This window comes from Citrobacter sp. Cpo032 (assembly GCF_030332975.1).
Classification (GTDB): Bacteria; Pseudomonadota; Gammaproteobacteria; order Enterobacterales; family Enterobacteriaceae; genus Citrobacter; species Citrobacter portucalensis.
In genome coordinates, this window is sequence record NZ_JAOWGU010000036.1 from 258,265 (window position 1) to 272,076 (window position 13,812).

13 protein-coding genes are annotated in these 13,812 nt (G+C 52.6%); 11 read left to right on the plus strand and 2 right to left on the minus strand.

Going from position 1 to position 13,812, the window contains the following annotated elements:
- The first annotated feature begins 7 nt into the window (after positions 1-7).
- The 4 genes from OGY33_RS07510 (at position 8) to OGY33_RS07525 (ending at position 3,349) form a co-directional block, all read left to right on the plus strand.
- Entirely contained in the window at positions 8-583 is a 576-nt protein-coding gene (locus tag OGY33_RS07510) for a helix-turn-helix domain-containing protein (RefSeq protein WP_048214159.1), read from the plus strand.
- 58 nt (positions 584-641) lie between these two features.
- The gene (curA, locus tag OGY33_RS07515) at positions 642-1,676 is read left to right on the plus strand and encodes an NADPH-dependent curcumin/dihydrocurcumin reductase (protein ID WP_191238492.1); all 1,035 of its coding nucleotides are present in this window, start codon (positions 642-644) and stop codon (positions 1,674-1,676) included.
- 252 nt (positions 1,677-1,928) lie between these two features.
- On the plus strand, positions 1,929-2,990 hold the full coding sequence (yncE, locus tag OGY33_RS07520) for a 7-bladed beta-propeller protein YncE (protein WP_003833093.1): 1,062 nt from the start codon (positions 1,929-1,931) through the stop codon (positions 2,988-2,990).
- Positions 2,991-3,127: 137 nt separating this feature from the next.
- The gene (locus OGY33_RS07525; RefSeq protein WP_003020157.1) at positions 3,128-3,349 is read left to right on the plus strand and encodes a YgdI/YgdR family lipoprotein; all 222 of its coding nucleotides are present in this window, start codon (positions 3,128-3,130) and stop codon (positions 3,347-3,349) included.
- 41 nt (positions 3,350-3,390) lie between these two features.
- Here the strand turns inward: OGY33_RS07525 and ansP are convergent, their stop codons facing one another.
- Both ansP and OGY33_RS07535 read right to left on the minus strand, forming a co-directional pair.
- The gene (gene ansP, locus OGY33_RS07530; protein WP_191238493.1) at positions 3,391-4,833 is read right to left on the minus strand and encodes an L-asparagine permease; all 1,443 of its coding nucleotides are present in this window, start codon (positions 4,831-4,833) and stop codon (positions 3,391-3,393) included.
- A 279-nt stretch (positions 4,834-5,112) separates the two neighbouring features.
- On the minus strand, positions 5,113-6,654 hold the full coding sequence (locus OGY33_RS07535; RefSeq protein ID WP_048214161.1) for a methyl-accepting chemotaxis protein: 1,542 nt from the start codon (positions 6,652-6,654) through the stop codon (positions 5,113-5,115).
- 515 nt (positions 6,655-7,169) lie between these two features.
- Here OGY33_RS07535 and OGY33_RS07540 point away from each other — a divergent pair.
- The 7 genes from OGY33_RS07540 to OGY33_RS07565 are packed head-to-tail and all read left to right on the plus strand — an operon-like array spanning position 7,170 to position 13,786.
- The gene (locus OGY33_RS07540) at positions 7,170-8,168 is read left to right on the plus strand and encodes an LLM class flavin-dependent oxidoreductase (protein ID WP_048214162.1); all 999 of its coding nucleotides are present in this window, start codon (positions 7,170-7,172) and stop codon (positions 8,166-8,168) included.
- Entirely contained in the window at positions 8,168-9,289 is a 1,122-nt protein-coding gene (locus OGY33_RS07545) for an amidohydrolase (protein WP_048214163.1), read from the plus strand. Before OGY33_RS07540 ends, OGY33_RS07545 begins: the two co-directional genes overlap by 1 nt.
- Before the next feature lie 25 nt (positions 9,290-9,314).
- Positions 9,315-10,628 carry an LLM class flavin-dependent oxidoreductase gene (locus OGY33_RS24560; RefSeq protein WP_149607247.1) on the plus strand — a complete coding sequence of 438 codons (1,314 nt, stop codon included), beginning with the start codon at positions 9,315-9,317 and terminating at the stop codon, positions 10,626-10,628.
- Between the two features lie 12 nt (positions 10,629-10,640).
- Positions 10,641-11,573, plus strand: a complete 933-nt coding sequence (locus OGY33_RS24565) for an ABC transporter substrate-binding protein (protein ID WP_032943502.1) — start codon at positions 10,641-10,643, stop codon at positions 11,571-11,573.
- 10 nt (positions 11,574-11,583) lie between these two features.
- Positions 11,584-12,093: a GNAT family N-acetyltransferase gene (locus OGY33_RS07555; RefSeq protein WP_003833076.1), complete on the plus strand. Its 510-nt coding sequence runs from the start codon at positions 11,584-11,586 to the stop codon at positions 12,091-12,093.
- Positions 12,094-12,102: 9 nt separating this feature from the next.
- Positions 12,103-13,029, plus strand: coding sequence for an amino acid ABC transporter permease (locus OGY33_RS07560; protein ID WP_008784820.1), 927 nt, complete (start codon positions 12,103-12,105; stop codon positions 13,027-13,029).
- Complete coding sequence (locus OGY33_RS07565) at positions 13,013-13,786, plus strand: amino acid ABC transporter ATP-binding protein (protein WP_191238494.1); 774 nt, start codon at positions 13,013-13,015, stop codon at positions 13,784-13,786. Before OGY33_RS07560 ends, OGY33_RS07565 begins: the two co-directional genes overlap by 17 nt.
- Positions 13,787-13,812: the final 26 nt, after the last annotated feature.

Consider the following 13,812-nt stretch of genomic DNA (forward strand, 5'->3'; position numbering starts at 1 on the left):
TTACAATATGAATACTATTGAAGACAGCATAAATCAACGGATCAGTGCAAGAATTCGCATCGAGCGGGAATCTCGCGGTTGGTCACTCACGGAACTTGCCGAGCGCGCGGGTGTGTCGCGGGCCATGATCCATAAAATAGAACGCGGCGAGAGTAGTCCAACGGCTACGCTGCTGGGCAGGCTTTCCGGCGCGTTTGGCATTAGCATGTCTACCCTGATTGCGCGGGCTGAAATGCAAGAGGGCAAGCTGCTGCGCTTCGTCGATCAGCCTGTTTGGCACGATCCACAAAGTCACTATCTGCGCCGCCATGTTTCACCGCGCAGCGATCTGCCTATCGATCTGGTGCAGATCGAATTACCTGCCGGAAGTGATATCCCGATGCCAGCCTCTTCCTATGTGCAGGCCAGACAACTTATCTGGTTACAGCAGGGAGAATTAGTCTTTGTCGAAGGGGACGTACGCCATGAAATGCAGGCAGGTGATTGCCTGGAACTTGGCCCGCCGAATGACTGTCGGTTTATCAATGAAGCCGCGCAACCCTGCGTTTACCTGGTTGTGCGGTTAAATCACGTCGTCAGCTAAATAGCAGGAACGGGCTGCTACTATTGATGGATTCATGCCAAAAGCAGAGGAGCACATCATGGGTCAACAGACTAATCGTAACCGTCGTTGGGTACTGGCTTCCCGCCCACATGGCGCGCCAGTCCCAGAGAACTTCCGTCTTGAAGAAGATGAAGTCGCAACACCGGGCGAAGGCCAGATGTTGTTGCGCACCGTTTATCTTTCTCTTGATCCCTACATGCGTGGCCGCATGAGCGATGAGCCATCTTACTCACCACCAGTAGAGATTGGTGGTGTTATGGTGGGGGGTACCGTAAGTCGCGTGGTGTCATCCCACCATCCGGACTACCAGCCAGGCGAATGGGTATTGAGCTACAGCGGTTGGCAGGACTATGACATCTCCGACGGTAACGGGCTGGTGAAGCTTGGCGATCATCCCGAGCATCCTTCCTGGGCGCTGGGAGTTATGGGTATGCCGGGGTTTACCGCTTATATGGGCCTGCTGGATATCGGTCAGCCAAAAGCCGGGGAAACGCTGGTGGTAGCTGCCGCAACCGGGCCGGTTGGCGCAACGGTCGGGCAGATCGGTAAGCTTAAGGGTTGTCGGGTGATAGGTGTGGCGGGTGGGGCAGAGAAATGCCGACATGCCACCGAGGTCTTGGGTTTTGATGTCTGTCTCGATCACCACGCACAAGATTTTGCGCAACAACTGGCAAAAGCCTGCCCGCAGGGTATTGATATTTATTACGAAAACGTCGGTGGAAAAGTATTTGATGCCGTTCTGCCATTGCTCAATACCTCAGCGCGGATTCCGCTTTGTGGCCTGGTCAGCGGTTATAACGCAACGTCGCTTCCGGCCGGACCTGACAGATTACCGCTGTTAATGGCAACGCTGCTGAAAAAGCGTATCCGCATGCAGGGTTTTATCATTGGTCAGGATTATGGACACCGTATTCATGAGTTTCAGCGGGAGATGGGGCGCTGGGTTAAAGAGGGCAAAATCCAATACCGCGAGCAGGTGACCGACGGTCTGGAAAATGCGCCACAAACCTTTATCGGTCTGCTGACCGGCAAAAACTTCGGCAAGGTAGTGATTCGTCTTGCTGAGGATTGATGCGTAAAGGTGGAAGACGGTGAATGCCTGTAACCAGGCCTGCTTCGTACAAAATGTAGGCCTGGTAAAATGCCAATGTCGTTATCTGGTATTCATGGAGAAAATAAGAAGGTTACTACCCGAAAGCGAATAAACACTCCACATTGAGATAAATAATGATTACTATTCTCATTCTTAAAAAGGCAGAACCATGATTTTGCTCATTGAAGCTATGTGAAGCAGTAACAAACGAATTTATCAAAGGGAGTCGTCATGTCTTTACGTCATCTGTTTTCGCCGCGTCTGCGTGGTTCTTTACTGTTAGGTTCACTGCTCGTTGCATCATCTTTTACTACGCAGGCTGCAGAAGAACTGCTGCGCAAAGCCGTCGGCAAAGGCGCCTATGAAATGGCGTACAGCCAGCAAGAGAACGCGCTGTGGCTGGCGACCTCACAGAGCCGCAAACTGGATACCGGCGGGGTGGTTTATCGTCTTGACCCGGTCACCCTCGAAGTGACCCAGGTGATTCATAACGATCTCAAACCATTTGGTGCCACCATCAACAACGCCACGCAAACGCTGTGGTTCGGCAACACGGTAAACAGCGCGGTTACGGCGATGGATGCCAAAACCGGTGCGGTGAAAGGACGTCTGGTGCTGGATGCGCGTAAACGTTCTGAAGACGTTCGCCCGCTGCAGCCGCGTGAGCTGGTCGCCGATGATGCCACCAACACGGTATACATTAGCGGTATTGGTAAAGAGAGCGTGATTTGGGTGGTGGACGGTGAAACGATCAAGCTGAAGGACACCATCCAGAATACCGGCAAAATGAGCACCGCTCTGGCTGTCGACAGCAAGGCTAAACGCCTGTACACCGCCAATGCCGACGGTGAATTCATTACCATTGACACCGCCACTAACAAAATTCTCAGCCGCAAAAAACTGCTGGATGACGGGAAAGAGCATTTCTTTATCAACCTGAGCCTGGACACAGCGGGCAACCGCGCCTTTGTCACCGACTCTAAAGCGGCGGAAGTGCTGGTAATCGATACCCGTAATGGCAATGTACTGGCAAAAGTAGCCGCGCCGGAATCCCTGGCCGTGTTGTTCAACCCAACGCGTAATGAAGCCTACGTGACTCATCGCCAGGCCGGTAAAGTGAGTGTGATCGACGCGAAAAGCTATAAAGTCGTCAAAACATTCGAGACCCCAACGTTCCCGAATAGCCTGGCGCTCTCCGCCGATGGTAAAACCCTGTACGTCAGCGTGAAACAGAAATCTACCCGCGAGCAGGAAGCCACTCAGCCGGACGATGTTATTCGTATTGCGCTATAAAACATCCGGAGGGGGAAACCCCTCCTGTCATTTCTCTAAACCCCACGATACGCCTCGTTACACCCCGCCAGTAGCCCGAGCCACTTCAGGGACTTACACTACGCCCTCAACGGCTAACTGAATAACACGGGAATACCATGAAAAAGCCATTTATCTGTCTTTGTGCAGGCGTAATGCTCTTTACCCTTGCAGGATGCACCACCGATTACGTTATGACGACCAAAAGTGGACAAACCATCACCACCCAGGGTAAACCAAAACTGGATAAAGACACGGGAATGACCAGCTATACCGATCAGGATGGGAATGCGCGGGAAATTAACAGTAACGACGTAGCGCAGTTGATTGAAGCGAACTAAAAAAGAAGGCCTGAAGGGGTAACCTGTCAGGCCTTTTGCCGTTATGGCGCGGTGCGGTGGATTTCCGCGACGCGTTTACGCACGCCGAACCAGCCTGCAACCAGCAGGATGGCAATCAACGGTAATGACGCGATGGTGTAGGTGCCGTTTGGATAGTCAAACGCCATCAGCACCAGCACGCTCAGCAAGAACAGCAGCGTGAGCCACGAGGTAAACGGTGCGCCCGGCAGCTTAAAACTGACGTCAGCCGTTTTACCTTCTTTTATGGCCCGGCGCAGACGCATCTGACAGACCATGATAAATCCCCACGATGCAATAATGCCCAACGACGCGAAGTTCAACACGATCTCAAACACCTGCGACGGTACCAGATAGTTCAGAAATACCCCAACAACATACACCACCAGCGTGGCGAGGATCCCCGCCCAGGGTACTTGTTGACGGCTCATTTTAGCCATGAATTTAGGCGCCGATCCGCCCATCGACATGGAACGTAAAATACGCCCGGTGCAATACAACCCAGAGTTAAGGCTGGAAAGCGCCGCGGTTAGCACCACAATATTCATGATACTGCCGATATACGGCACGCCCAGTTTGGAGAAGAAGGTAACAAACGGGCTTTGCCCCGCCTGATAGGCATTCCACGGCAGTAACAGAACCAGCAGCACGACAGAACCCACATAGAACAGACCAATACGCCAGATAACGCTATTGATCGCTTTTGGCACCATGGTTTGCGGATCTTTGCATTCTCCAGCAGCGGTACCCACCAGTTCAATGGAGGCAAACGCAAAAACTACCCCCTGAACCAGTACCAGCGCCGGCAGCAGACCATGTGGGAAGAATCCACCGTTGTCGGTGATCAGGTGAAAACCGGTGGCGTTACCATCCAGCGGCTTTCCAGTACCTAAAAAGACGGTACCCACCACCAGGAAAATCACAATCGCCAGCACTTTGACCAGCGCAAACAAAAACTCCATCTCCGCGAACCACTTCACGCCGATCATGTTCATGGTGCCAACAATGGCCAGCGCGCCGAGGGCGAACACCCACTGCGGTACATCACCAAATGCGCCCCAGTAATGCATATACAGCGCCACCGCGGTGATATCGACAATGCCGGTCATCGCCCAGTTGATGAAGTACATCCAGCCAGCCACATAGGCGGCTTTCTCACCTAAAAATTCGCGAGCGTAGGAGACAAAGCTGCCGCTGGAAGGGCGATGTAAAACCAGTTCACCAAGCGCACGCAGTATAAAGAACGAAAAAATACCGCACACCAGATAGACCAGCGCCAAAGCAGGACCCGCCATTTGCAAGCGTGCGCCAGCCCCTAAAAACAACCCGGTACCAATTGCGCCGCCAATGGCGATCATTTGTACCTGTCGATTACCCATCGCTTTGTGATACCCCTCTTCGTGGGCATTCAACCAGCGTCGTTTCGCCGCATGTTGTTCCGCGGCTTGCGTGTTGTTTGTGTTCATTACTTTTCCTGTTGACCTGACAAAAATACAAAATCCTTTTTGCCGCACCAGTTGCGGCGAAAACAGCGTTACCCTTCATTGTGTTACGGGGAAAACTGCCGGCCGAGCATCCTACATTCAATTGTTCGGTTCCGCAAAGCCCCGATAACAAGAATTCAGCATTTTTGTACAGCCAGCACTGGCGCGGTGTGGCCTCGATTCAGCCAATAAAAGAGAAGGGCGTAAATACGTGGAGAGGTGTGCGCTTATCGAGACATTCACCCGATAAGCGCTGTAAGGTTATGCTGATACGCCAAAGACCTGAACGGCCTGCTGTAAGCGCGATGAACGTTGAGTCAGATCGGCGGTAGCATCGGTGACACGCTCCACCATCTCAGCGTTATTGTGTGTCATGGTGCCAACGCGTGAAATCGAATCGTTAATCAGATCCAGCGCCTGGGTTTGCTCACGCGTCGCCAGACTAATATCTTTGATCATCATCGACATCTGCAGGACATCGCCAATCATCCCAGTGAGATGCGTTTCCGTTTGCTCCACCATTTTGACGCCGCTGTTAACGTTAGCGACATTCTTCTCAATCAGCTGTTTGATCTCTTTTGCTGCCGACGCCGAGTGCTGCGCCAGATTACGGACCTCTGCCGCCACAACGGCAAAACCACGCCCGGACTCCCCGGCTCGCGCGGCTTCAACCGCGGCATTGAGCGCCAGAATATTAGTCTGAAAAGCAATGCTGTCGATAACGCCGATGATGTCGACTATCTGCCCGTTGTCACGCGATATCGCCTGCATCATGGCGATAGTTTGTTTCATAATATCGCCGCCTTCTGCCGCATTGGCGCTGGTTTTATCGGCCATGGTCATAGTATGAGCCGCAGTCTCAGCAGTTTGCTGTACCGCGCTACCAATTTCTTCAATGGCGGCAGCGGTTTGTTGCAGGTCGGCGGAGGTTTCTTCTGAACGCTTGTGCAGCGCCGTACCTTCTTTTGATACCCGCTGACTGATGGCGCGAATACCGGATATTTGCGTACTGACATCATCGACCAGGGAATTCAGATTAAGCCCGGACTGATTAACCAGACGCATCAGCATTCCGATCTCATCCACCCGATTTAAATGACAGTTATCAGGTTTTCTCCCGGATACCACTTTCTTCATTTGCGTCAGTAGCGTATTAACTGGCTGACAAATTTGATACTTAAGGTAAATAGCAAGCATCAGAAATAAGAACAATAACCCTCCCGCCTGAATAAATGGATTAACAGGAGTGAAGAGAAATAGCACAGAGAGCAGGGCGATTACCCCTAAAGAATAATTGACGCGCTGGCTAATGCTCAGCCATTTAAACATTGATGCCCATGACAATATTCCGCGACGAATGAAAATACCTTTAAAAAGACGAAACCCTTTAAGCTGCTGATTATTAATTTTTTGATATAAGCTTTCGCTTTGAGTTATTTCATCGCGCGAAGGAACGGTACGCACCGAGATGTAGCCGGTGAGTTTTTCATTGTGCCAGACCGGCGTAACGTTGGCGCGAACCCAGTAATGGTCGCCATTTTGTCGACGGTTTTTCACCATCCCCGTCCAGCTGTCTCCCTGCTGTATCGTGTACCACATATCGGCGAACGCCGCGGGAGGCATATCGGGATGGCGAATAATATTATGTGGTTCGCCCATTAACTGCTGTTCGTTAAATCCGCTGGCATCAATAAACGCGGAGTTGGCGTAGGTAATATGACTTTCTTTATCCGTCGTAGAAAGCAGCGTCGCTTTATCGTTAAGTGCGTGCTCAATTTGTGTAACGGGCATGTTACTTTTCATAGAGGTCCCATGGTGCTATGTATAATCCATACAAAAATCCCCGCAATAAAATCGGGGGATATTAAAATCTGTTTTAAACCGTTTTAATAAGAAACGTTGCATTCTCTACTAATCATCAATTCTGTGGAAGTAGTTAAAATAAAAATTTCTATGAACATCATTCATCCTGTGTCATAAAAGTGAAACAATTAATACAAGCGTATAACGTGACAAGTCGTTTAAACTGACTTAACGTAAATCGCGTTAAAAAACCTTTTCGTAAAAAGAAAACTGGCATCAAATGATTTTGATGTTATTACCGTGATGCCAACGACCCTATTATATTTTGTAGGCTATTAATTGCGGGTATTTTTCAGTTGAGCGTTACGACCTGTACTGGGCGATCCAAATTTTAACCCTGGCAGCAACAGGAGTTGTTATCTACTTTTTAGCTGAGCAAATGTGAATTAAATGTTTCAGTATGGCTATTTGATAAATTAATAATAAAGACATGTTAACAAACATAGGCTCGTAACATGTCATATCGCCTGAGTATTCTGGATAAAAGCCCCATCGGGGAAGGTGAAACTGCCGCGACCGCGCTTTCCCGTACGTTGCGCCTGGCGCAACTGGCAGAAGAGTGGGGGTACCATCGTTTCTGGATCGCGGAACACCATAATACGGCACAGCTGGCCAGCCCATCGCCGGAGCTGGTGATCGCCTGGATCCTCGGGCAAACCCAGCATATCCGCGTAGGTTCCGGCGGCGTAATGCTGCAACATTACAGCCCGTACAAAGTGGCGGAAAACTTCAATCTTCTGGCATCGCTGGCTCCTGGACGTGTCGATCTCGGCGTAGGGAAAGCCCCTGGCGGCTTACCGCTGTCGACCCAGGCGTTACAGCATGGGCTGCATCAGGCAGAAAAAGGCAGTTTTGCCGACCAGCTTTCTTTGCTTAACGATTGGCTGGCGCTGAGCGGAACGGAAAGCGGGGAAACGGTATTCCCGACGCCAATTCCACCGATTTCACCGGAAAAGTTTGTACTGGGAGCCAGTGTGCAAAGCGCGCAGTTAGCAGCGCAATCCGACTGGGATTTCATCTTCGCAGCGCACCTCAATGGTGACAAAGCGTTATTGCATGACGTTTTGTCCTTCTGGCAGACCCACAGTGCACGCCCGACGATAGTCGCCGTGCAGGTAATTGTGGCTGACAGTTACGACTCCGCTGCGCAACTGGCGGAAAACGTACAAATCTGGGGCGTGGAGCTGGAAGATGGTCAACGTGTCACGGTAGCCAGCGAAGAACAGGCGCTGGCGTTTGCCGCTCAATCTGGCAGCCCACCACGCAAAATCGCGCGTCGTGAGCAGGCGTTGCTACATGGCACCGCTCAGGAGGTGATGGCAAAGCTGAATGCTCTGCATACGCAATTTGGCATTGACGAGTTCATTATCGACACGCCAGTGGCGCAAGGGCATGCGCGTCTGACATCGCTGCGTTTGTTGGCGCAAGCCCATAACGCCGTGGAGGTGCTCTGATGACTCTCGGCTCAACGCTTATCGACTGGCGTCGTGAACTACATCAGCATCCGGAGCTTTCCCTGCAGGAGGAAGCAACCACGGCGCGCATTCACGCCTGGTTGCACGCTGCGGACGTCGACATTCTGCCGTTCGAGCTGAAAACCGGTCTGGTCGCTGAAATTGGTCAGGGAGAAGATGTCATCGCGCTGCGGGCGGATATCGACGCGCTACCGATAGAAGAAAGCGCCGACGTTCCGTTTCGCTCCCTCACGCCGGGCGTGATGCATGCCTGCGGGCATGACGTCCATACCAGCGTCATGCTTGGTGCAGCACTGCTGCTAAAACAGCAGGAAATAACCTTACCGGGGCGAGTCCGTATTTTGTTCCAGCCAGCTGAAGAGAGTTTCGGCGGCGCAAAAACGTTGATCCGCGCCGGTGCGCTGCAAAACGTAGCGGCTATTTTCGGTATGCACAATGAGCCCGGTTTGCCGGTGGGCGAATTTGCCACACGCGGCGGCGCATTTTATGCCAATGTCGATCGCTTCGTGCTGCGCATTAATGGCAAGGGCGCACATGCGGCGCGTCCGCATGAAGGTAAGGATGCCATCCTGCTCGCCAGCCAACTGGTAACGGTGCTGCAAAGCGTTGCCAGTCGCGACGTTAACACGCTGGATTCGGTGGTGCTCAGTGTGACCCGTATTCAGGGAGGAAACACATGGAACGTTCTGCCGGAGTCCGTTGAGCTGGAAGGGACACTCAGAACGCACCGAACCCAGGTACAGCAGCAGGTTAAGACTCGGGTTAATGACATTGCCGCCGGATTTGCCCACGCCTTTGGCGCACAAATCGACGTAATCTGGCATGCGGGACCAACCGCGTTGGTAAATGATGATCGTTGGGCCGATATTGCCACCGCGGTGGCGAAACAGTCAGGCTATACCACCCACCATGCCGACCTGCATATGGGCGGGGAGGATTTTGCCGTCTACCTGCAAAATACACCTGGCGCATTTGTCAGTATTGGCAGCGCCAGTGAATACGGATTACATCACCCGGGATTTAATCCGGACGAGCGTTTAATTGAACCTGCCGCGCACTACTTTGCGCAGTTAGCAAAAACGGCATTCGCACACCTTTAAGTTTACCTGTTGGGTAGGGGTTATTATGGCTGAAAATCGGCAACTACGGCTCGGCACTATTCTACATGGCGCATCGGGAAATATGTCCGCATGGCGCCATCCGGTGGCTCAGGCTGATGCCAGTATTAATTTTGATTTTGTCAAAGAGACGGCGCTTATTGCGGAAAAAGGGAAGCTGGATTTTATTTTTGTCGCCGATGGTCTGTATATTAATGAAAAATCAATCCCGCACTTTTTAAATCGTTTTGAGCCGCTGACAGTATTATCCGCTTTGGCCAGTATCACCCAGAATCTGGGGCTGGTTGGCACGGTGTCCACATCATACAGCGAGCCGTTTACGACCGCACGGCAGTTCGCTAGCCTGGACCATCTCAGCCAGGGACGCGCGGGTTGGAACGTGGTGACGTCGCCTCTGGAAGGATCGGCAAAAAACTATTCTCGCGCTCAGCATCCAGAGCATGCCCAGCGTTATCGTATTGCCGATGAATATTTACAGGTAGTGAAAGGGCTGTGGGATTCCTGGGAAGAAGATGCTTTCACCCGTAATAAAACAAGTGGAGAATTTTTTAATCCGCAAAAGCTGCATACGCTTAACCATCATGGAGATTATTTCCAGGTCGCTGGGCCATTAAATATTGGGCGTACACCACAAGGCCGTCCGATTATATTTCAGGCGGGCGCTTCAGCAGATGGCAAGAAATTAGCGGCGCAGCATGCTGATGCCATTTTTACCCATCAGGAGTCGCTGGCAGAGGCTAAAGCGTTCTATCAGGATGTAAAAAGCCAGCTGGAAGTCGCCGGACGACATCCCGATCAACTGCATATATTCCAGGGCGTCAGCGTTATTGTTGGCGACAGCGCAGAAGACGTTGAGCAGCAGTATCAGACTACCGCTGCGCTGGTCTCCGTTACTGACGCGCTGAACTATCTTGGCCGCTACTTTGAACATCATGATTTTGCCCAATATCCGCTGGACGCACCGTTCCCGGATCTGGGCTCTCTCGGACAAAACAGCTTTCGCAGTACGACTGATGAGATCAAACGCAACGCACGCGAGCGTGGTTTAACACTTCGTCAGGTTGCTCTGGAAGCGGCCAGTCCACGTCCGCGTTTCAGCGGCACGCCACAACAGGTTGCCGACGGCCTGCAGCAGTGGTTCGACGAAAAAGCCGCAGACGGTTTTATCATCCAGGGTGGCACGCCGGATACCTTCCCGCGTTTTGTCGAACAGGTTGTCCCTGTGCTTCAGGCGCGCGGCCTGTTCCGCCATGAATATCCCGGTACGACCCTGCGCGCAAGCCTGGGATTAGCGACACCTGCAAATCAATTCACACAATAAGAGAAAAACGCTATGCAGAAAAAATCAGTATTTCTCGCGCTGTCACTGGCTTTCAGCGCGACCGTTTGGGCAAATGAGGTGACGATTAACGGCACCGGCGTAAGCCTGGAAGCCAATAAAGCGCCAATCAATACAGCAAAAAACCCGCAGGCGATCGCGCAGTTGCCCGCAAACTTGCACCTGGCCGTACCGGGCAAATTCACCGTGGCGATTGCCGGGCTCAGCCAGCCACCGCTGACCGTTTTTGCCGATGACAATAAGACGTTGATCGGCAGCGAGGCGGACATCGCGCGTCTGGTGGCTGACAGTCTGGGACTGGAACTCAACGTTGTTCCTACGTCATGGGAAGACTGGCCGCTGGGCGTCACTTCCGGCAAATACGATGCCGCGATCAGCAATATTACCGTCACCAAAGCACGCAAAGAAAAATTCGATTTCGCGACGTATCGGAAGGACTCTCTTGGCTTTTATGTCAAAACCGGTAGCAAGCTGAAGAAAATCGAGCAGGCGGAAGATATCGCAGGACTACGCATTATCGTCGGTTCGGGGACTAACCAGGAAGCCATTCTGTTGGCCTGGAACGATGAGAACGTGAAGAAAGGGTTACAGCCGTTTACGCCGGTGTATACCAAAGATGATGCCGCGCAAACCCTGGCCCTACAGTCGGGCCGCGCCGATGCGTACTTCGGTCCTAATGTAATCGGCGCGTGGAAAGCTGCACTTAACGGTAAAACGCAATTAGTGGGTAGCGTTGATGGCGGTTGGCCAAAAGCGGCACATATCGCTGTGACGCTGAAAAAAGACAGCGGCCTGGTTCTGCCGGTACAAACCGCCCTCAACGGCGTGATTGGCAACGGCGACTATGACAAGGTGCTGAATCGCTGGGGAGAAGGGGTGGAACGCATTCCACAATCTGAAATCAACCCGGCCGGTTTAGGCGACTAAGGAGGTCATCGTGAGCGATCAATTTCGCGTGCTCTCACCGGAAGCCAGCGAGCTGCAGCCCATTTTGAACGGTCTGTTCGGTGAATATGCCGCCCGCTATGGCGATTACTTTTCTCGCGACGCTGAAGTGGAACTGACCGAATGGTATCTGGCACCGCAGGGACTTTTTGTGGTACTGGAGCGCCGCGGCGAAATTATCGCCACCGGGGCTTACAAACCTTACGATAAAGATACCGCCGAGATTAAGCGTATCTGGACAAAAAGCAGCCTGCGTCAGCAGGGGCTGGCGGCGCGCGTGGTGCAGGAACTGGAACGTAGAGCGCTGCTCGCAGGCTACAGCCGGATTTATCTGACCACGGGATTTCGCCAGCCGGAGGCCGTCAGACTTTATTTAAGCCAGGGCTACGATCCGCAATTTGATACGACGCGCGATCCCGAAGAGTACAGCCTGCCGCCGTTTGATGGACGGCTGCGCTTTACCAAACTGCTGACTATTGCCGGTCAGGCCAGAATCGCCTGAGGAGAGAAAATGAAAACGACAGATAGCATTAGAGTCGTACCGGCACGTTATCCCATGCGTACCGTAGGCGCGGTCATTGCCTTATTTGCCCTTGCGGTAATTCTCCAGTCCGTGGCGTTTAATCCGCGCTGGGAATGGAGCGTGTTTGCCCGCTGGTTCTTTGATCCGGTTATCTTGTCCGGCCTCGGGCAAACGCTGTTACTGACGCTGATCGGGACGCTGTTGAGTATTGTCATCGGCGGTCTGCTGGCGTTGGCGCGGCTTTCATCTTCCTGGCTGTTGAACGGTCTGGCATGGGGATACATCTGGCTGTTTCGTTCGTTACCGCTGATTGTGGTGCTGATCGTTTTGTACAACTTCTCCTATCTGTACGACACGTTGACGATTGGTATTCCGTTTACTCCCATTCAGTGGGGAAGTTTTGAGACCATCAATGTACTCGGTCAGTTTTCCACTGCGGTGGTTGGCCTGACGCTGGTGCAAAGCGCCTATACCGCTGAAATTATTCGGGGTGGATTTTTAGGGGTCGATCACGGTCAGTACGAGGCAGCGGCAGCACTGGGCTTACCAGCAGGGCGACGTACGCTGCGGATTATTCTGCCGCAGGCGCTGCGCACCATTTTGCCTGCTGGATTCAATGAAATCATCAGCCTGGCGAAAGGGACGGCGATGGTATATGTGCTGGCAATGCCGGAGCTGTTCTACACCATCCAGATGATATATAACCGCACGCAGGAAGTGATCCCGCTGCTGATGGTGGGTGCGGTATGGTATCTGGTGATCACCAGCGTCCTGTCGTTAATTCAGCACCTGGTTGAACGTGCGTTGGCACGCAGCGAACGACGTTCAGCGATCAACACAGCCCGGGTGAGTCGTGCAGAAAAACGCAGTCGTCAACGTCCACAGCAGGAGGCCGTCCATGTCCCACTCGCCTGAAGGTCATATCTCTATTACCGGCGTCAGCAAATACTTTGGTCGCCACAAAGCGCTGGATAATGTGTCGCTGGAGATCCCTCCCGGTACGGTAACGGTTATTCTTGGCCCGTCCGGTTCAGGGAAATCCACACTCCTGCGGGCCATCAACCATCTGGAACGCGTCGATGAGGGGTTTATTCAAATCGATGGCGATTACATTGGCTATCGTCGGCAGGGAGACAAGCTGTATGAGCTGAAAGAGGCGGAAATTTTGCGCCAGCGCGTTAACGTCGGCTATGTGTTCCAGAACTTTAATCTGTTCCCGCACTTAACGGTTCTGGAGAATCTGATTGAAGCGCCCATTGCGCACGGACTGGCAACGCGTAAAGCAGCCACCGAGCGGGCATTAACTCTGCTTGATGCGGTAGGGTTACGGAATAAAGCCGATGCCTGGTCGCGTCACTTATCCGGAGGTCAGCAGCAGCGTATCGCTATTGCCCGTGCGCTGGCGCTAAATCCGCGCGTCATGCTGTTTGATGAGCCTACATCTGCACTGGATCCTGAACTGGTCGGTGAAGTACTGGATGTCATTAAAGCGCTGGCGAAGTCGGGAACCACGCTGGTTGTGGTAACACACGAGATTGGCTTCGCCCGGGAAGTGGCTGATCAGGTGGTGTTTATGGTCGATGGCAAAATCGTCGAGCAGGGCAGCAGCGAGCAAGTGCTGAATCATCCACGCCACACGCGCACTCAGCAGTTTTTGTCGAAAGTGCTTTGAGACACATTGCGGCACAAGGCTGTGCC

What these genes read in the sequence shown, in the direction of transcription:
- OGY33_RS07565 (WP_191238494.1), top strand. Translation starts at nt 13,013, where the DNA reads ATGTCCCACTCGCCTGAAGGTCATATCTCTATTACCGGCGTCAGCAAA.
- ansP (WP_191238493.1), bottom strand. Translation starts at nt 4,833, where the DNA reads ATGAACACAAACAACACGCAAGCCGCGGAACAACATGCGGCGAAACGA.
- OGY33_RS07510 (WP_048214159.1), top strand. Translation starts at nt 8, where the DNA reads ATGAATACTATTGAAGACAGCATAAATCAACGGATCAGTGCAAGAATT.
- yncE (WP_003833093.1), top strand. Translation starts at nt 1,929, where the DNA reads ATGTCTTTACGTCATCTGTTTTCGCCGCGTCTGCGTGGTTCTTTACTG.
- OGY33_RS07525 (WP_003020157.1), top strand. Translation starts at nt 3,128, where the DNA reads ATGAAAAAGCCATTTATCTGTCTTTGTGCAGGCGTAATGCTCTTTACC.
- OGY33_RS07560 (WP_008784820.1), top strand. Translation starts at nt 12,103, where the DNA reads ATGAAAACGACAGATAGCATTAGAGTCGTACCGGCACGTTATCCCATG.
- curA (WP_191238492.1), top strand. Translation starts at nt 642, where the DNA reads ATGGGTCAACAGACTAATCGTAACCGTCGTTGGGTACTGGCTTCCCGC.
- OGY33_RS07535 (WP_048214161.1), bottom strand. Translation starts at nt 6,654, where the DNA reads ATGAAAAGTAACATGCCCGTTACACAAATTGAGCACGCACTTAACGAT.
- OGY33_RS07540 (WP_048214162.1), top strand. Translation starts at nt 7,170, where the DNA reads ATGTCATATCGCCTGAGTATTCTGGATAAAAGCCCCATCGGGGAAGGT.
- OGY33_RS24560 (WP_149607247.1), top strand. Translation starts at nt 9,315, where the DNA reads ATGGCTGAAAATCGGCAACTACGGCTCGGCACTATTCTACATGGCGCA.
- OGY33_RS07545 (WP_048214163.1), top strand. Translation starts at nt 8,168, where the DNA reads ATGACTCTCGGCTCAACGCTTATCGACTGGCGTCGTGAACTACATCAG.
- OGY33_RS24565 (WP_032943502.1), top strand. Translation starts at nt 10,641, where the DNA reads ATGCAGAAAAAATCAGTATTTCTCGCGCTGTCACTGGCTTTCAGCGCG.